The following is a 19747-nucleotide window of genomic DNA, read 5'->3' as shown; positions in this document are numbered from 1 at the left end:
CGAAACTTGATCAAATGCGTTTAATACCAGTTGGTTAGAATACCAAGCTATAACTTAGTGGTTTTTTATATTTATTAGCACTTTTAAAAGTTGAACATAAGTTATGCTTCCTGTGCCAGCTTGCTATGTTTATAACCATAGGCAAAGTAAACCACCAGTCCAATCACCAGCCAAATCCCAAAACCGATCCAGTTTGAAATACCTAGCTCGCACATCATATATAAGCAGCTGATTAAGCCCAAAACAGGGATTAAAGAGAGATTATGTGTGATACAATAATAGCAGATAATCACGCAGATGATTAAGAAAATCCACATTGGAATTTTATGTTTAAACAAACTCCAGCCACTTTCATATTTCTTTTCTACAGAAACTTTCGAAGCTGAGATAAACTGTTCGTATCTATCGGCAGGCAAAGTACTTAGGTAAGATTCTGCATCAACCTTATCGGCAAGCATAATTTGTGGAGCAGCATTTTTAACAATTTCTTCTCTCACAATTTTAAGTTCATCGCCATTTAATGAAGTAACAAAATTAACCGTTGTAACTGTCTTAGGCGAGTTGAAAAAGAAGGCTTTGGTTTCTTTACTGTATTGAGTAAAAGCAAATGCCATTGCGGCAATAAAAGCAATAGGAACTATGAATTTGCTGTTAACATAAGGGATTTTAAATTTTCCACGCTGCACATCAGGGCGGTTTTGCAACACTAAAACCCCTGCACAAACCAGAACAAAGGCGAACAAAGTACCAATTGAACATAAATCAGTAACAATGGTTAAATTCATAAATAATGAAGGTACTGCAACCACAAATCCTACTACGATTGTAGCAAAAGATGGCGTTTTGTATTTTGGATGAATTTTAGAGAAAGATTTAGGCAACAAACCATCACGACTCATACTCATCCAAATCCGTGGTTGACCCATCTGAAACACCAAAAGCACACTTGCCATTGCAAATACTGCACTCACAGCAATGATTCCGCTCATTAATTTTAAATTGATTTGATCGAAAACAAATGCCAGAGGATCGCCAACTGCGAGTGTATCAGATTTGACGATTCCAGTTAAAACTAGGGCGATTGCAACATATAAAATGGTACAAATTATAATGGCCCACATCATTCCACGAGGTAAATCGCGTTGTGGATTTTTACATTCTTCTGCCGTTGTAGAAATGGCATCAAAGCCGATATAAGCAAAAAATACTGCCGAAACACCTTTTAAAACTCCCGATACCCCATTAGGTGCAAATGGATTCCAATTATTTGTATCCACATAAAAAATACCAACAGCAAGCACCAACAAAATAACAGCCAATTTAACCACAACCATTGCATTGCTGGCATTTCGGCTTTCTTTCATGCCACGATAAATTAACCAGGTAATCAGGATGATAATTCCTAGCGCAGGAAGATCTGCAACCAGGTGAAATCCGCCAATTTGAGGTGCCGTTAACCAAGCATTATTTGCCAAAGCAGTGGCAGAATCTAAATCAGTTAAGTTTTTGCCTGCAGCCAATAATGCCTCAGCAATTTTATGTCCGTTATAAGCACTTAAATAATCCATTGTAGCCCAATCAGGCACATGAATACCATTAATACCGAGAAAGGGAATTTTTATGGAAGAGAGTAGCCCCGTAAAGTAATCAGACCAGGAAATGGCTACAGTAATATTTCCAATAGAGTATTCCATAATGAGCGACCAGCCGATAATCCAGGCTACCAACTCGCCAAAGGCTACATAAGAATAAGTGTATGCGCTACCCGAAACCGGAACCATTGATGCGAACTCTGCATAAGCAAATGCTGCAAAACTACAAGCAACCGCAGTAAAAATAAACAAAAATATTACCGCCGGACCACCATCTGCACTGGCCTTACCAATCGTACTGAAAATACCTGCACCAATAATTGCTGCAATACCAAAAGCTGTTAAATCTCGTACACCTAATGTTTTGTGAAGCGTATTTTCATGGTCGCCGTAGCCGCTTGCCGCATCTTTTAGAATTTTGGAAATAGATTTCTTCCTGAATAGCTTTTCGAACATTTTTGTTTGGTTGTTGTATTCCTCAAACTTAAAAAAATATCAGTTAAAAACGTTTAAAGCGAGATATAAATTTCATAACAATCAATTTACATCATGTTTAAGTATAGAAATTTATTTTTTTATCGCCTAAAATCTTTCAATTATTCTGTTCGTAAAGTAAAAATTGCCACGGTATGTAATCTCTATGTGTTTATTGCTCATGGGGCAAATTTCGGTTATCATAAAGTGCTACTTTTGCCTGCTTAAGTAGAAATGGTATTCAAATCCGTTCAGTTTTTCAAAATGACATCATCATCTATACAACATTCGGCTATAAAAGATAAAAATCAGAACATAGCCACAATATTGGCATTTGCCCTCATTCCACTTTCTGGCTTTGCCACAGATATCTACATACCGTCGTTGCCTACAATGGCTGGAGAAATGAACATCAGTAGTGTTCAGGTGCAGTTAACCCTGAGTATTTTCTTGATCAGTTATGGTGTGGCGCAACTGTTTGTGGGGAGTTTGCTTGATAGTTTTGGCCGCTATAAAATTGGGTTGTACAGCTTATTGATATTTGCGTTCGCAAGCTTAGTAATTGCAATCACACATAATATTTACCTTATTTATTTAATGAGGATTATTCACGGACTTTCTGTTGGTGCAATTGTTGTAGCCAAGCGAGCCTATTTTGTCGATTTATTTACTGGCGATAAATTGAAGCATTATTTAAGTCTGTTTTCAATTATATGGTCTACGGGGCCAATTATAGCGCCATTTGTTGGTGGCTATTTACAAACAGTTTTTGGATGGGAATCAAACTTTTATTTCCTTGCTGGTTTTGCTTTAGTATTTGCCGTTTTAGAGTTTGTTTTCAGTGGTGAAACATTAAAGCATTTTACCGATTTTCAGTTAAAGAAGATTACAAATATTTATTTGGAAATGATTAAAACCAGCAGCTTTACATTAGGGATAGTAATGTTGGGGCTGGCTTATTGCATGGTGATGGTTTACAATATGACTGGGCCATTTATCATTGAGCATGAACTACATTATTCTCCTGTTGTAGCAGGTTATAGTTCTCTTATTTTGGGCTTTGCTTGGATGGTTGGTGGCTTTATTGGGAAAGCAACAATTAATAAACCATTTTTTAGTAGATTGATGATTAATTCGCTGTTGCAGATGGTTTTTGTTATCGTAATGATGATTAGTCTGAATTTCGTATCCAATCTATATTCCTTGATATTTTTTGCCTTTATCATTCACATTGGTGCGGGTTTTACATTTAATAATTACTTCACCTTTTGTTTAAGTAAATTTCCTAAAAATGCGGGTATAGCCGGAGGCCTGACAGGCGGAATTACTTATGTAATTGTTTCATTTTTAAGTTATGGTGTGGTGAATATTTTTCCGGCAAAAGATGAAAGAAATTTGAGTTTCAGTTATTTGGTGATGATTATCATTTCAGGTCTCGTAATGGTTTTGATTATGAAAACGAGAAAAAAAGATGAGGTTAGTGCTTAGCTAATTATAGCGATTTACTTCGTTTTAGTAGGAAAGATCAGCGGAGTACTACATTTTGCATATTTTTTTTTGCATTAAGATCCTGAAATAAATTCAGGATTATGATTGTTTTATAAAACAAAAAAAGTCGCAGTAAACGCTGCGACTTTTTTCAAAACAAATCTATGCTTTTAGAATTGCATCTAAACCCTAAACCCTAAACCCTAAACCCTAAACCCTAAACTTATCCTAATTTCTCTAATTCTTCTTTTACAAATTGAGCCAGTTCTTTTACGTAGTCTGCACTAAAATCAAATTTAATACCAGCAGTTTCGTAAATCTCATTCATTGGTTTGGTATAGCCTAATGAAAGTGCAGCTAAATATTGCTCCAAAGCTTTTTCAGGATTTTCCTTATAATTTTTCCAAACGGCAATGGCACCTAATTGCGCTATGGCGTATTCAATATAATAGAATGGTACTTCGAACAAGTGCAACTGTTTTTGCCATACATTTCCAAACTGTTGATCTAAATCTGTCCAATCGGCAAAACCTGCTCCGAAACGATTGTAAATTTGCTTAAAAGTTTCTTCACGATCGGCAGCTGTATGTTCTGGGTTGGTGTAAATCCAATGCTGAAACTGATCAATTACCGCTACCCAAGGCAAGGTTTTTAAAACATCTGCCAGTTGCTCTCTTTTGGCACGGATTAGGTCTTCTTCGTTGTCGAAATATACATTCCAATTATCCATCGAAATCAATTCCATACTCATCGATGCCAGTTCAGCAACTTCAGAAGGACAATGTTTGAAATCGTTTAATTCTAGATTTGCTGTTAAAAAAGTATGAATCGCGTGACCACCCTCGTGAACCATTGTGGTTAAATCGCGAAGCGAGTTGGCAGAATTCATAAATATAAAGGGTGCTCCCGTTTCTGCCAAAGGATAGTTGTAGCCGCCTGGAGCTTTTCCTTTTCTACTTTCTACATCGAAAAGATTGTTGGCTTTCATGGTGGCCAATTTTAAGCCCAATTTTTCATCAATGGCGTTAAAACAAGCTATACTTTTATCAATCAATTCTTCCCCATTATTAAAAGGTTTTAAAGCTGGCTTACCACTTACGCTAACTTCCAAATCCCATGGTTTTAAAACATCTAACGATAAAGCCTCGCGGCGTTTTTCGGCCTGTGCTTTTAAAATAGGCACAATTTCTTTTTCGATGGCATTGGCAAAATCGTAGCAATCTTGAGGAGTATAATCAAAACGTCCTAATGCCTGGAACATGTAATCGCGATAGTTCTCAAAACCTGCATTTAGGGCAACCTGATTTCTCAATTTGATTAATTCATCAAACAAAATATTCAAATCATCTTTATCGATTAAACGGCGCTGTTGAATAGTTTTCCATGCATTTTCACGAACCTCACGGTTTAAATCCTTAATGAAAATCGATGCCTGCTCAAGCGTGTATTCCTGACCATTAATTTCGACACTCATGGCGCCTGTAATGCCTTGGTATTTTTGTTGTTTAACCTGCAGTTGCGTAAATAATTCGATGTTTTCTTCGCGATAAATTTCCAGCGCTTTCTTAATTGCCCTGCTGTAGACGAAGAATTTTTCTTTGTCTAAATCGTCCATAAAAGGGCTGTCGACAAATTTTTTGTTCAACTCGTTTGATAATGGTGAAATTTTTGGTTCGATCTCTTCGGCAAAGTATTGGAAATTTTTAACCAATTCTTCGTTGGCGGTATCGCAGCTCATTTTAATATATCGCCAGGCGAAATCTTCTTCTAAAGCTGCTTCCAACTCCGAGCGATCTTTTAACCACTGTTCCAACTCATCAACGTTATTAATTTCGCGGTTTTGTAATTCGGTAAATAATGGTGCTAAACTGTCCCAGGTAATGGTTAAGTTTTGCGGAATATATGTTCTTGGTTTTTTTGTAATAATCATGTTTAAATTAATTATTGAATTTTGAATGAGAGATTGATAAAATAGTTTAAATAGCTAAAATGCTCTTTGTTAATTATTGAACGATTGAACAGTTCGGCAGCATATTCACTCATTCAAAATTCACTCATTCAATCATTGTTAATATTCTATCATTTATTTCTTATGTAAGCATCAATCAAAAAGCAAAGGGCAAATACAACTGAAGCATATCCATTTAAAGTTTGAAAAGCTCTGTTTACCTTACTGATGTCATTTGGCTTTACGAGCAGGTGTTGGTAAATCAGCATGGAGCAGAAAAACACAATTCCTACATAATATACCCAGCTAAATTCGGTAAAAAAAACAGGAATGATAACACAAGCCGCTGAAAGAATATGCAGTAAAACCGACACATTCAAAGCATTTTTAATGCCAAGTGCCGATGGTATGGAGTGTAAATTTTCTTCTCGGTCGAAATCTTCATCCTGCAGGGCATAAATAATATCGAAACCACTTACCCAAAATAATACAGCAAAAGAATATAAAACAGGAACTAATGCGAAATGGCCGGTTACGGCAATGTATGCGCCAATAGGGGCAAGCGATAAACCCAAGCCTAAAACCAAATGGCAAAGTGCAGTAAATCTTTTAGTGTAGCTATAAAATAAAACAACAAATAAAGCTACAGGAGATAAATAAAAACAAAGCGGGTTGATAAAATAGGTGGCTATGGCAAATAAAATACAATTTACAATCACAAAAATTAATGCCTCGTTAGCCGAAACTTTACCTGCTGGTATGTCACGCGTTTTGGTGCGTGGATTTTTAGCATCGATATTTCTATCTAAATAACGATTAAAAGCCATTGCAGAATTACGGGCGAAAACCATGCATAGTAAAACCAAAATTAATTTGTACCAAGAGAAAGGATTTTCGGTTGTGGTAACGCCCAAGAAAAACCCGATCATAGCAAAAGGTAAGGCAAATACCGAGTGTGCAAATAATACGAGTGAAAAGTATTTTTTCATTAAGAACAGGGTTAACTGTTAAAATTGATTAATTGTTAAATGATTTGGATTTTATATCCCATAACCAATAATGAGCCAGGAATTAAAACTTTTTATAATCTGTTGGAACCACAAAATCTTGATTAACCTCTGTTATGAAATGTAAAACTTCATCTTTCCCATTTCCTTTTTCGGCTGAGGTAATAAAGGTTGCGGGAATTTCCTCAAAAAACTCACCCAACTTTTTCTTAAAAGCGGCCACGTTTTTTTGGGTGGTTGTCATGCCCTGTTTATCGGCCTTGGTAAAAATTAGTGAAAAAGGAATTTGTTTTTCGCCTAACCAATAGCAAAACTCAATATCAATTTGCTGCGGCTCCAATCGACTGTCAATCAAAACAAACACACATTGTAAACTTTCTCTTTTAGTAATGTAGGCACGAATAAATTTCTCCCATTTCTCTCTGCTGGTTTTAGAAACCTTTGCATAGCCGTAGCCCGGTAAATCGACGATGTACCATTTCTCATTAATTAAAAAATGATTAATTAGTTGGGTTTTTCCTGGCCTTTGTGAAGTTTTTGCCAACCCATGTTGATTAACCAACATATTAATTAATGAAGATTTGCCCACATTTGAGCGTCCGATAAAAGCATATTCTGGCATTACTGGTGGCGGTAATGCCGAAATTTGGGTGTTGCTGCAAACAAATGTTGCCGTTTTGATAACCATATTGCAAAGGTAGGGTTTTGAGTCGGAAGTCCGAAGACCGAAGTCGATAGTCCAATTGACGAATCTCGTGGAAATGTAAATTTAGTCAAGGGTCGGAAGTCCGACGTCCGAAGATTATGGCTCATACTTATAGATACAAGTGATTTTTTAGCAACACGCTTTCTATTTGCAATCTTCGGTCTTCTGACTTCGGACTTCACACTCCCGACTTTTTCCCTATCTTTGCCGCACATCATGAATCAGAATATCACTCCATATCAAGTAGAAGATGCAACCAAAAAAGAGCAGGTTGCTACTATGTTCAATAATATTTCGGGTACTTACGATTTTTTAAACCATTTTCTTTCTTTAGGGATTGATGTTTTATGGCGTAAAAAAGCGATTAAAGAATTGGTTTCCATTCAGCCACGAAATTTACTGGATGTAGCTACAGGAACTGGCGATTTTGCATTCGAGGCTATTAAAAAACTTCATCCAGAAAAGGTAATTGGCGTTGATATTTCTGAAGGTATGTTGGAGGTAGCTAAAAAGAAAATCAATGAGCGCAGTTTGAATGAAATTTTTACCGTTCAGGTTGGCGATTCAGAAGGATTGCATTTTGAAGAAAATACTTTTGATGCCATTACCTGCGCTTATGGAGTTCGTAATTTTGAAAACCTAGAAAAAGGCTTGGCAGATATGTGCCGTGTTTTGAAACCTGGTGGCAAAATGGTTATTCTCGAATTTTCTAAACCACGTGTTTTTCCGGTTAAGCAGCTTTATAGTTTTTATTTTTCCCGGGTAACACCATTTTTTGGGAAACTTTTTTCTAAAGATGCCAGAGCCTATACTTATTTACCAGAATCGGTTGCCGCTTTTCCTGATGGAAATGATTTTACAGCTTTAATGGAGAAAGTTGGTTTTAAAAGTACCAAACAAAGAATTTTAACGTTTGGAATAAGTTCAATATACGTAGGTACTAAATGATAAAAAAATTAAGCCTCATTCTCTCTTTATTTATAATTTCAGCTACTGCATTTGCTCAAAATTGGGGTGGTGGAGTTGATGATGAAGATTGGAGTTGGGGATTTAATTTTCAGTATATTTCTGCCGAATACAAAATTTTAAAAAAGGATAACTGGCGAGCCCCGTTTTACGAAGTTCCAAATTCGTTGGGCGTATCTTATGAGCAGGCACCCGGAGCACAAATGGTTACCAATAGTCTTAATGCAATATCCAGTAAACCTTCGCAAGGTTTTGGTTTAGGCTTTGTTATGAATAGGCGAGTTGCTGAAAATTTCGATATCCGTGCCACACCATCCTTAATTTTTAGCGATCGGGTGGTAACATACGAATATCTTCCAACAGATCCTATTGATGTGGGTAATGGTCAAACCAAAAACTTTCAAACCATAATTGATAAAAAAGTTCAGGCCACCATGTTCGAATTTCCTTTGGGTTTAAAAGTAAAATCTAACCGAATGAATAATTTTCGAGCTTATTGGTTGGGCGGTGCTAAATATTCCATTGATATTGCTTCGAAGAAAAAATTCTTTGATGAGGGTGAAACGCCCATTAATAAGCTATTGAAAAACAAGCGTAATTATCTTTCTTACGAAACAGGTATTGGATTCGATCTATACTTCGAGTATTTTAAAATGTCGCCTGAAATTAAGGTTGCCTATTCTACAGATGATTTGTTGCAGCATGATAATACTGCTTTTGCAAATCCCATTGATAAGTTAAAATTGCGTCAATTAACGTTCAGTTTAATTTTTCAATAGTCGTACAATTCAAAAAAACTTACCTTTGCTTGCATGAATAAAATCATTGGCAATATTTGCCTGAATTTTATTTCAGTTTTAATTATTCATAATCATGTCTAAAATTGCATTAATTACAGGCGCAACTTCTGGTATCGGCGAAGCTTGTGCACATACATTCGCTCAACAAGGTTATCAATTAATTCTTCTTGCCCGTCGCGAAGATCGTTTAGCAAAGCTTTCGCATCATTTGGCAGACAAGTACGCTATCGAAATTCAACAGGTTTTAGCTGACGTTCGAGACAAAGAAAGTTTATCAACTGCGTTGGAGGCTCTACCATCTGATTGGAAAAAAGTTGATGTTTTAGTAAATAATGCAGGGTTAAGCCAAGGGCTGGATCCAATTGATAAAGGCGATACCAACGATTGGGATACCATGATTGATACCAACGTAAAGGGATTGCTTTATGTAACTAAAATTGTTTCAAATTGGATGATACCGAATCAATCTGGTCATATCGTAAACATTGGTTCGATTGCCGGAAAAGAAGTTTATCCGAACGGAAATGTATATTGTGCAAGTAAACATGCTGTTGATGCTTTGAGTAAAGGTATGCGGATTGATCTTCTGCCTTACGGAATAAAAGTAACCGAAATCAACCCTGGAATGGTTGAAACCGAATTTTCGGTTGTGCGTTTTAAAGGTGATGAAGACAGGGCGAAAAAAGTTTATGAAAATTTAGAGCCATTAATTGCAGATGATATTGCCGATGCCATTTGGTATGTGGTGAGTAGACCAAAGCGTGTAAATATTAATGATATGTTAATTATGCCGACTGTACAGGCTACAGCAACAATTATAAATAGAGGATAACTAGGTTAATCGTTTAAATTGTATAAACTGCCTAACTGGTTCGTAGTTGGTAATTTACAGTTATCATTAACAATTTTTCAATTAAACAACTATACTTGTTGAACAATTAAACGATTAATCAACTCAAACAATTAACCAATAATGATAGCAAACACGATAGATCAGGAAATAAAAAAAGCCATGTTGGCTAAAGATAATGCACAGTTAAGAGGATTAAGAGCAATAAAAGCTGCTTTACTTTTGGCCAAAACAGAAAAAGGTTCATCAGAAGAAATAACTGAAGAAACTGAATTGAAAATTCTTCAAAAATTAATCAAACAACGTCGTGAATCGGCAGATATTTATAAGTCTCAAAACCGTGAAGATTTGTTTCAGGTAGAAGAAGAGGAGATTGCAGTAATAAATCAATTTTTGCCCCAACAATTGGATCGGGCCGAGGTTGCAGTGATTATAGAAAGTGTAATCAAACAATCTGGTGCAACATCGGTTAAAGATATGGGAAAGGTAATGGGCTTGGCCAATAAGCAACTTGCCGGAAAAGCAGATGGTAAATTAATCGCCGAAATTGTAAAAGAAAAACTTGCTTAATTGAGTTTAAAACTTGAGGAGTAAAAGAAAAAGTTAGCTTCCAAATAAGTATCTTGATACTTAATACCTGCATCTCGATACTTGGAACAACGTTTTTATACCGTTTTCAGTTTTATTTCAGAAAAATGGCATAGAAATGCGAAAATTTAATTTTACTCTACTAACTTAGTGCACAATACCATCTAGAATATATATGACATACCAGGTAATTGAAGAAGAAGGATTTAAATACATAGAAGCTGGAAAAGGCGAAAAATTGGTATTGCTACATGGCCTAATGGGCGAATTAAGTAACTGGGAGCGTGTAATCGAACAGTTTAAAGATCGTTATCACGTTATTATCCCGATTTTACCAATTTACGATTTACCAATTTTAACTCTTGGTGTAAAAGCATTATCAAGATATCTTCATCGTTTTTTAAAATTTAAAGGATTAAACCAAGTGGTTTTAGTGGGGAATTCTTTGGGTGGTCATGTTGGTTTAGTTTTTACAGTTGCACATCAGGAATTTGTTAAAGCATTGGTCCTTACCGGAAGTTCTGGTTTATATGAAAATGCTTTTGGTGGATCATTCCCACGTCGAGAAAGCTACGATTACATTAAAGAGAAAGTAGAATTTACTTTTTACGATCCGGCTACGGCAACAAAAGAATTGGTTGATGATGTTTTTAAAACCGTTAACGATAGATCAAGGGTAATCAGGATTTTAACCATGGCAAAATCGGCAATTCGCCACAATATGTCGAAAGAGTTATCGAAAATTACCATACCTGTTTCATTAATTTGGGGAAAGAACGATAAAGTTACGCCTCCAGAAGTGGCAGAAGAATTTCATCAACTATTGCCAAATTCTGAATTGAATTGGGTTGATAAATGCGGGCATGCACCTATGATGGAGCATCCCGAAATATTTAATGGATACCTAGAGAAATTTTTAGATAGAATTTTACTTAAATAATGTTTGCTGAAGAAATCATATCAAATGCTATCCCATCGTTAAGAACAAATGACACGGTGCAAAAAGCTTTAGATCGTATGAACGAATTTAAAGTAAAGCACATGCCTGTTGTTAACGACGCTACTTTATTGGGTTTAGTTGCTGAGGATGATTTATTGAATATTAGCAATCACGATACTGTTTTAACCGATTCTGCTGTTAACTTATTAAATGTTTTTACCTTAAGTGATGCGCATACTTATGATGTAATTCGCTTGATGAGCCAATTAAAACTTACGGCAGTTCCAGTTGTTGATCAACAAAAAAACTACATTGGTTTAATTTCCATCAATAACATGGTTAATGCCGTAGCGGAGCAATATGCCGTTAATGAGGCTGGAGGCATTATTGTTTTGGAAATCAGCAATCGCGATAACTCTTTGGCCCATATTTCACAAATTGTGGAAGCAGATAATGCGCAAATTCTTTCTTCTTACGTGAATACTTTTAATGATTCAACGCGAATGGAAGTGACATTAAAAATCAATAAAACAGAAATTACTTCTTTGGTGGCTTCTTTCGAAAGGTATGATTATATCGTGAAAGAGGTTTACAACAATACACAAATCGATGATGGTTCACAAGAACGTTATGATTCTTTTATGAACTATCTAAACGTTTAAAATTATTTATGAGGATCGCAATTTACGGTAGGGACTTTAACGATACAGTATTACCCTACGTGCAAGAGGTTTTTGATTATCTTGCTACTCATAATATTCAACCTGTTTTATATTCCAAGTTTAAAACATCGCTTCATGGCAAAATCAAACTGCCGGCAAACACGGTAATTTTTCACAATCATAAAGAACTTAAAGATCATGCAGATGTTCTTTTAAGTTTGGGAGGAGACGGAACCTTATTGGATACACTTTCACTAATCCGCGATTCAAATATTCCGGTTATTGGGATTAACTTTGGTCGTTTAGGTTTCCTGGCCAGTATCAATAAAAATGAAATTGAATCTGCATTAAATGCACTTGTTAACAAAGAATATAGTTTAGATACCCGTTCTCTTCTGGTTTTAGAATCTGATAATGGATTATTTGGTGAAGAAAACTTCGCATTAAACGACATAACCATCCACAGGAGAGATAATTCGGCCATGATGATTATTCATGCTTCGATGAATGATGAATTTATTAACTCTTATTGGGCCGATGGATTAATTATTGCTACGCCAACGGGCTCTACAGCATATTCTTTAAGCTGCGGTGGACCAATCATTTATCCGGATTCTGAAAATTTTGTAGTCACACCTATTGCGCCACATAATTTAAATGTTCGTCCGGTGGTACTGCCAGATGATAATAAACTATCTTTCGAAGTAGAAGCGAGAGAATCGAAATTTTTGGTTTCCTGCGATAGCAGAACCGTTACCGTAGAACGATCAGTAAAAATATCCATAAAAAAAGCCGACTTTTGTATAAATCTTATTCGTCTTAACAATGAAACGTATTTAAACACGTTAAGGAATAAATTATTATGGGGCATAGATACCCGTAACTACTAAGTATGACGCTAAATAAACTCCTGTTAATTACCTTCTTTTTAATAACCTGCAAACAAATTACCCATGCACAAGAAGGCAATTGGGAAATTGGTTTAATGGGTGGAGGAGCAGGTTATATGGGCGATTTAAATCAAAATCATCCATTAAAAGTTAGCGGAATTTCTGCTGGTGTTTACGGAAAGAAAAATTTCAATCAATATTTGGGCGTGAGGTTAAATTACACCTATGGTCAAATCCAGGCTAAAGACTCACAATCGAACAATGCACAATTTAGAGAAAGAAATTTAAGCTTTAATACTTCTTTAAATGAGTTGAGCGCCCTTGTCGATTTTAATTTCTTCAATTTTAATTTAGGTGGAGGAACACGTCAGTTTACGCCATATTTATTTACAGGTGCGGGTTTTTTGATATTCAAACCTAAAGTTAAATATGACGGAGAAACCTATCGATTGGATCGATTGGCAACTGAAGGACAAGAAGATGGTTACAAAAATACGGTGTTAACCATTCCTTATGGTGTGGGTTTACGCTATAATTATAAAGATACGTGGAGTGTTTTTACAGAATTGGGCTACCGAACACCACTAACAGATTACATTGATGATGTAAGTGGAAGATATCCAGTTAATCCGGTATTTGTAGGAAATGGTCAAAACCGCATCAATTTATCCGATCCATCTGTAAGTCAAATTGGAGTTCCAGATACTCAAAGAGGAGATTTTAGAAAAAGGGACACTTATCTATTTGTTAGTGTTGGCATATCTTTTACCTTTGTATCCTCAAAATGCTACTCGTTTTAAGCTGATTTTGACATAATTAATGGATTTTAAAGAACAAATAGACTATAGCCGCCTGCCAAAGCACATTGCCGTTATTATGGATGGTAATGGAAGATGGGCAAAAGGACAGGGCAAAGTACGTGTTTTCGGGCACGAACAAGGCGTACTTTCGGTAAAAGATATTGTAGAAGGTTGTGTTGAGGTGGGTATAGAATACTTAACCTTATATGCTTTTTCTACAGAAAATTGGAACCGCCCAAAAGAAGAAGTTGATGCTTTAATGCAAATTCTTATTTCTACAATAAACAGAGAAACCGAAACGCTGAATAAAAATAACGTTAAGCTTAATGCCATTGGTAACATTGCATCTTTACCACAAGAGTGTATTGATGATTTAAAAGAGGCAATGGCTAAAACGGCACATAACGAAAAGTGTACTTTAACACTTGCGCTAAGTTATAGTGCAAAGTGGGAAATTGTAGAAGCTGCAAAAAAAATCGCCATCGATTTAAAAAATGACTCCATTTCTTTGGATGATATAGATGAAGAGCTTTTTTCGTCAAAATTAACTACTGTAAGTATTCCAGATCCAGAGTTGATGATTAGGACAAGTGGTGAGCACCGCATCAGCAATTATTTGCTTTGGCAAATGGCCTATACAGAGTTTTATTTCACTGATGTGTTGTGGCCGGATTTCAGAAGAGAAGATCTTTTTGAGGCCATTGTTGACTATCAAAAACGCGAACGCCGTTTCGGTAAAATTAGCGAGCAATTGAACTAATTTTTCTTTTAACACTTTTTAACAAGCGTTTAAACTAACTTAGCACCACTTTTATACGATAAATGAAACCATAATAAGGGAAACATGGCAAATGAAAATTTTGCTAAAAAAAACATTGTTACCTTCGTGGCCATTACTGAACAAATTATTTTAATGAAAAGAATATTTCAAGTTTTAATCCTACTCGTTTTAGCTGCTCCGGCCTTCGCTCAAATACGTCCTACAGGTAAGGCACCAGCAACCCCATCTCTAAAAGTTGGAGGCTTAGATCTCGATTATTTCAGTCCTAAAGAATATATCATTGGTGGTACAACTGTTACCGGAACCCAATATCTCGATAAAGATGTTTTAATTACTTTATCTAAATTAACAAAAGGCGATAAAGTTACCCTTCCTGGCGAGGCCACTTCTGATGCGATTAAAACGCTTTGGGCTCAAGGATTGTTTGATGATGTTAAAATTAATATCGAAAAATTTGTTCAGGATTCTGTTTACTTCGAAATTGAAGTAATAGAACGTCCGCGTTTGAGCTCAATTGATTTAAAAGGAATTAGTAAATCGCAAAAAACAGCTATTCAGGAAAAGCTTAACGATAAAACCGGAAAAATTGTAAATGATAACTTATACAATACCACATCGGCAATTGTAAAAAAGTACATGTTGGATAAAGGTTATTTCTTTACCACAATTGATTATAAAACCCGTAAGGATCCTAATGCAGAAAACAGTGTAGTTTTAGAAGCCAATATTAATAAGGGCAACCGAGTTAAAGTTCAGCGTATAGAATTTACGGGTAATAAGGATTTCAAATCGGCTAAGCTTAGAAAATATTTAAAAAACCCTAAGCAATTTGCCTGGTGGCGTTTTTGGGGTTCAGGGAAATTCTCTAAAGAAAAATATGAAGAGAATAAGGTGAAGATGATTGCTAAAATGCATGAAAAAGGTTACCGTGATGCCGAACTGCTAAAAGATAGTATCTATCAGTACAACAAAAAAAGAGTTAATATTAAAATGGACCTTTACGAAGGAAAGAAATATTACTTCGGAAAAATTTCTTGGGCCGGAAATGCCATATATCCTGATAGTATTTTAAATAAAGTATTAACCATCGAAAAAGGTGATGTATTTAGTGAAGAAAGATTAAATAAAAAACTGAATGGTGGTGGTGAAAATGGTGGAGATATTAACAGTATGTATACCGATAATGGTTATTTAACTTTTAATATTGATCCTGTACAAACTAAAATTTATGGCGATACTGTAGATGTGGAAATGCGTATGTACGAAGGACCTCAGTATACCAATAACCGCATTACGTTAAAAGGTAACACAATTACAAACGATAAAGTAGTTTTACGTGAGATTCGTACCAAACCGGGACAAAAATTTAATAAAAGTGATTTAATCCGTACCATCCGTGAGATTGGCCAGTTGGGTAACTTTGATGAATCTAAAACTGTTCCTACACCTCGCCCTAATCCGGCAGATGGAACGGTAGATATTGAATATGCGGTAGAGGAAAAACCTTCAGATCAGATTGAATTATCAGGTGGTTTTGGTGGTGGCCGTATCATTGGTACATTAGGCTTGACTTTTAACAACTTCTCGTTAAGAAATTTATTCAACTTAAAAGCTTACAAACCACTTCCAAAAGGAGATGGACAAAAATTAAGTTTACGTGGACAAACGAATGGTAAATTTTACCAATCTTATAGTTTCTCATTCTCTCAACCTTGGTTTGGTGGCGAAAAGCCGGTTAGTTTTGGTGTAAGTGCTTTCACATCATTACAGTCGAACGGTTTAAGCTCTGATAACTCTGGTTTCCAAAAAATCCGTTTAAACGGTGTTACGGTGAGTTTGGGTAGAAGATTAAACTGGCCAGATAACTATTTCCAATTGAGCCATGCAGTTAACTTGCAGCAATATATTTTAAGTAATTACCCTGGTTATTTATTTACCTCGGGTACATCTTATAACTTAAACTTATCGCAAGAGATCAGTCGTGATTCGAGAGATTCGCCAATTTTCCCAAAATCGGGTTCATTTATTCGTTTTACCATTCAGGCAACGCCACCATATTCATTATTTAACAAAGTGAATTATGCAACCGCACCTGATAAGGAAAAATATCGTTTTACTGAATACCACAAATGGAAATTCGATTCTCAATGGTACCAACGTGTTGCGGGTAATTTTGTTATCAAAGCACAAGCACAATTTGGTTTCTTGGGGCAATACAACAGTGCGGTGGGTCAATCAGCATTTGAGCGTTTCAAATTAGGTGGTGATGGTATGCAGGGATTTGATTTCTTACAGGGATCAGAGTTAATCGCGATGCGTGGTTATGCCAACAATACGGTTATCCCGGTAGGTTCTAACCCTGGTATTGCGCAACAATCTGGTAGCCCAATTTACACCAAATATGTTTTAGAGGCACGTTACCCGGTTATTGCAAGTCAGCAAGCTACCGCTTTCGTATTGGCTTTTGCCGAAGGTGGTAACACCTGGAATAAGTTTAGCGACTTTAATCCATTTAACGTGAGAAGATCTGTTGGTGTGGGTGCGAGAATATTTTTACCAATATTTGGTTTATTGGGTATTGATTATGGTTACGGTTTTGATGCGATTCCAGGCTTGCCTGATTCGAACAAAGGCCAGTTCCACTTTAGTATCGCACAACAATTAGGTGGATTTTAATTGATAAAGAATAAAAATTTAATTAAATATGTAATAAAACACCTTAAGTTGAGTTTAAAGAAAGCTTAGGTTATAACGAATCATTAAATACACACACAAATGAAGAAGTATCTTTTTATCTCATTTTTATTATGCACAACTTTTGGCGCTTACGCCCAGAAGTTTGCTTATGTAGACACAGAATATATTTTGAAGCAGATGCCAGAATATAAGTCGGCATTAAGCCAGTTGGAAGTAGCATCGAAACAATGGCAACAACAGGTTGATCAGAATTTCTCGGAAATTGACAGGATGTACAAAGCTTATCAGGCAGATCAGGTATTATTAACTGATGATATGCGCAAGCGTCGTGAAAACGAAATTATTGAGAAAGAAAAACAAGCTAAAGAATTTCAACGTCAAAAGTTTGGACCAGATGGTGAGCTTTTTCAAAGCAGAACGAAACTAATCAAACCTATTCAAGATAAAGTTTCTGATGTAATTAAGCAGATTGCGAAGGCAAAATATCTGGATTTCATTTTTGATAAAAGCAGTGAGGCAACCATGATGATTTATGCAAGCAGCAGCTACGATGTTAGTAATGATGTAATTGTGAAATTAGGTTACAAGCCAGGGGCTGGAAAAAATTAGTATATTCGCCCCCTTAGATTTAAGAAAACAAATTAAAAAAATAAAAAGTAAAATAGAACGATGAGAAAGTTAATTAACGTATTCTTTGTAGCAGCAGGGTTAATGTTTACAGCGAATATGGCAAGTGCGCAACAGAAATTAGGTCACATTAATTCGGAAGAGGTTTTTGCAAATCTTCCTGAAGCAAAAGCGGCTCAAACTACCTTAGAAACTTTGGGTAAAACAAAACAAGCAGAAATTGATGGGATGATTAAAGAATATCAATCTAAATTAGCATCTGCACAAACTTTAGAAAAAACATTAAGCGAGGCTAACAAAGAAGCAGTTGGTAAACAATTACAAACTGCCGGACAAGAATTGCAAGATTTAGAAAAACGCATTACTGATGCCCGTACGAAAGCTTCGCAAGATGTGGGTACTAAACAAGGTGAGTTATTTCAGCCAATTCAAGCTAAAGTTGCAACTGCAATTTCTGCTGTAGCAAAAGAAAAAGGTTTAGCTTACGTTTTCGATATCGCAAACGGACAAGGTGGTAACAATTTGGTTTTCTGGGAAGGTGGAGATGATATTACTCCAGCAGTAAAAACTAAATTAGGTATTTCAGCAACTGCTGCTAAAGCACCAGCACCTAAAAAATAATTCTTGAATCACACCGATTAAAGTCGTGAGTCTTTAATCTGAATTAAAATATAAAGCGAAATCGAGACAACTCGGTTTCGCTTTTTTTTGATCAATGTTGTAAGGTTGCAAAAAACATTGTAACGTTGTAATGTTAAGATTTTATTTTAACGCTTCCACATTTAATCAATACATGCAAAACACATCGTCCATTGGTATTTTCGATTCAGGTTATGGCGGTTTGACGGTGTTCAGATCAATAGCCGATCAGTTGCCTGAATATAATTATATTTACCTGGGTGATAATGCCCGTTCTCCTTACGGCGACCATTCTTTTGATACCATTTACAAGTATACTTTAGAATGTGTGGAGTGGCTTTTCGCGAAGGGTTGTGAATTGGTGATTCTGGCTTGTAATACTGCGTCTGCGAAAGCTTTACGTACTATCCAACAAAAAGATCTACCTGCAAAATATCCTAATAAAAGAGTTTTAGGCGTGATCAGACCAACTGCCGAAGTAATTAATCAATTCACTACAAGCAAAAATGTGGGTGTTATGGGTACCCGGGGCACAGTGAATTCGCAATCCTACCTTTTAGAGATTAATAAATTTTTTCCTGATATTAAAGTGTTTCAGCAAAGCTGTCCGATGTGGGTTCCTTTAATTGAAAATAATGAGCATTTACAAAGTGGAGCAGATTTTTTTATCAATGAATATTGCAGTCATTTAATGGAACAATCTGCAGAGATCGATTGTGTTCTGCTCGCCTGTACCCACTACCCGTTATTACTGCCAAAACTTAAACAGGTATTTCCTGATTACATTCATATTTTAACGCAAGGGGAGATCGTAGCTGCAAGTTTGGTCGATTATTTGGAAAGACATCCTGAGATTGAATCAAAGCTTTGTAAAAGCAGCCTTAAATCATTTTACACCAGCGGTGATCCATCAGCTTTCGATGAACATGCATCGATATTTTTTGGAGAGGAATTGAAATCGGATAAGATGTGATATTTCAATTGGATTACACATGCCTTAAAATGCCTTTATCATGCCTTAGACTATGACGTTGTATGCAATGGGATACGCTTCGTTTATTTGATGAGTAAGGGTTAACCAGATTATATATTCTGTTCTAGATTCTGGGTCAAGAAGAAATCCTTAAAGCGCAGTATTAAAAATTTAAATATTCCTTCCTTTGGATTTAAGATCCCCAGTCAAGCTGAGGGTTAATTTATTTCATAAAAATCAATATAAATGACGCTACCTTTATGTTGAGTATAAATGAGCATCATAACAGTCGTATCATTAGTGTTTCAACCTGAAGCTG

At 35.9% G+C, this 19747-nt stretch carries 18 protein-coding genes; 14 read left to right on the top strand and 4 right to left on the bottom strand.

The genetic code is table 11. The features are described 5' to 3' along the window. Positions 1-101 precede the first annotated feature (101 nt). On the bottom strand, positions 102-2048 hold the full coding sequence (locus LUA91_RS15675) for an amino acid permease (protein ID WP_231427057.1): 1947 nt from the start codon (positions 2046-2048) through the stop codon (positions 102-104). Between the two features lie 282 nt (positions 2049-2330). On the opposite strand from LUA91_RS15675, the gene LUA91_RS15670 reads away from it, so the two are divergent. Then, the gene (locus LUA91_RS15670) at positions 2331-3554 is read left to right on the top strand and encodes an MFS transporter (RefSeq protein WP_231427056.1); all 1224 of its coding nucleotides are present in this window, start codon (positions 2331-2333) and stop codon (positions 3552-3554) included. A gap of 223 nt (positions 3555-3777) precedes the next feature. On the opposite strand, the gene LUA91_RS15665 is transcribed toward LUA91_RS15670, so the two are convergent. The 3 genes from LUA91_RS15665 to yihA all read right to left on the bottom strand — a co-directional run bounded on the left by LUA91_RS15665 (position 3778) and on the right by yihA (position 7197). Beyond that, complete coding sequence (locus LUA91_RS15665; RefSeq protein ID WP_231427055.1) at positions 3778-5484, bottom strand: M3 family oligoendopeptidase; 1707 nt, start codon at positions 5482-5484, stop codon at positions 3778-3780. Between the two features lie 149 nt (positions 5485-5633). Next, a complete protein-coding gene (locus tag LUA91_RS15660; protein WP_231427054.1) occupies positions 5634-6491 on the bottom strand; it encodes a UbiA-like polyprenyltransferase in 858 nt (285 codons plus the stop codon). Between the two features lie 82 nt (positions 6492-6573). Further along, on the bottom strand, positions 6574-7197 hold the full coding sequence (gene yihA, locus LUA91_RS15655) for a ribosome biogenesis GTP-binding protein YihA/YsxC (RefSeq protein WP_231427053.1): 624 nt from the start codon (positions 7195-7197) through the stop codon (positions 6574-6576). 234 nt (positions 7198-7431) lie between these two features. On the opposite strand from yihA, the gene ubiE reads away from it, so the two are divergent. The 13 genes from ubiE (at position 7432) to murI (ending at position 19428) form a co-directional block, all read left to right on the top strand. Continuing rightward, complete coding sequence (gene ubiE / locus LUA91_RS15650; protein ID WP_231427052.1) at positions 7432-8163, top strand: bifunctional demethylmenaquinone methyltransferase/2-methoxy-6-polyprenyl-1,4-benzoquinol methylase UbiE; 732 nt, start codon at positions 7432-7434, stop codon at positions 8161-8163. After that, complete coding sequence (locus tag LUA91_RS15645; RefSeq protein WP_231427051.1) at positions 8160-8960, top strand: outer membrane beta-barrel protein; 801 nt, start codon at positions 8160-8162, stop codon at positions 8958-8960. The genes ubiE and LUA91_RS15645 overlap by 4 nt, the downstream gene beginning before the upstream one ends. Before the next feature lie 94 nt (positions 8961-9054). After that, positions 9055-9813: an SDR family oxidoreductase gene (locus LUA91_RS15640; protein WP_231427050.1), complete on the top strand. Its 759-nt coding sequence runs from the start codon at positions 9055-9057 to the stop codon at positions 9811-9813. Positions 9814-9954: 141 nt separating this feature from the next. Further along, on the top strand, positions 9955-10401 hold the full coding sequence (locus LUA91_RS15635; RefSeq protein ID WP_231427049.1) for a GatB/YqeY domain-containing protein: 447 nt from the start codon (positions 9955-9957) through the stop codon (positions 10399-10401). Between the two features lie 193 nt (positions 10402-10594). Then, complete coding sequence (locus LUA91_RS15630; RefSeq protein WP_231427048.1) at positions 10595-11359, top strand: alpha/beta fold hydrolase; 765 nt, start codon at positions 10595-10597, stop codon at positions 11357-11359. Beyond that, a complete protein-coding gene (locus LUA91_RS15625) occupies positions 11359-12021 on the top strand; it encodes a CBS domain-containing protein (RefSeq protein WP_231427047.1) in 663 nt (220 codons plus the stop codon). The genes LUA91_RS15630 and LUA91_RS15625 overlap by 1 nt, the downstream gene beginning before the upstream one ends. A gap of 8 nt (positions 12022-12029) precedes the next feature. Then, positions 12030-12911, top strand: coding sequence for an NAD kinase (locus LUA91_RS15620; RefSeq protein WP_231427046.1), 882 nt, complete (start codon positions 12030-12032; stop codon positions 12909-12911). A gap of 2 nt (positions 12912-12913) precedes the next feature. After that, positions 12914-13711, top strand: a complete 798-nt coding sequence (locus LUA91_RS15615) for a DUF6089 family protein (RefSeq protein WP_231427045.1) — start codon at positions 12914-12916, stop codon at positions 13709-13711. A 19-nt stretch (positions 13712-13730) separates the two neighbouring features. Further along, positions 13731-14471, top strand: coding sequence for an isoprenyl transferase (locus LUA91_RS15610; RefSeq protein ID WP_231427044.1), 741 nt, complete (start codon positions 13731-13733; stop codon positions 14469-14471). 153 nt (positions 14472-14624) lie between these two features. Beyond that, the gene (gene bamA, locus LUA91_RS15605) at positions 14625-17168 is read left to right on the top strand and encodes an outer membrane protein assembly factor BamA (protein ID WP_231427132.1); all 2544 of its coding nucleotides are present in this window, start codon (positions 14625-14627) and stop codon (positions 17166-17168) included. A gap of 99 nt (positions 17169-17267) precedes the next feature. After that, positions 17268-17798 carry an OmpH family outer membrane protein gene (locus tag LUA91_RS15600; RefSeq protein WP_231427043.1) on the top strand — a complete coding sequence of 177 codons (531 nt, stop codon included), beginning with the start codon at positions 17268-17270 and terminating at the stop codon, positions 17796-17798. A gap of 60 nt (positions 17799-17858) precedes the next feature. Next, entirely contained in the window at positions 17859-18437 is a 579-nt protein-coding gene (locus LUA91_RS15595) for an OmpH family outer membrane protein (protein ID WP_231427042.1), read from the top strand. Positions 18438-18609: 172 nt separating this feature from the next. Next, entirely contained in the window at positions 18610-19428 is an 819-nt protein-coding gene (gene murI, locus LUA91_RS15590; protein WP_231427041.1) for a glutamate racemase, read from the top strand. Positions 19429-19747: the final 319 nt, after the last annotated feature.

This window comes from Pedobacter sp. Leaf250 (genome assembly GCF_920984735.1).
GTDB lineage: Bacteria > Bacteroidota > Bacteroidia > Sphingobacteriales > Sphingobacteriaceae > Pedobacter.
Note: the sequence above shows the minus strand (reverse complement) of the source record. Positions and strands in the feature narration are given on the sequence as shown.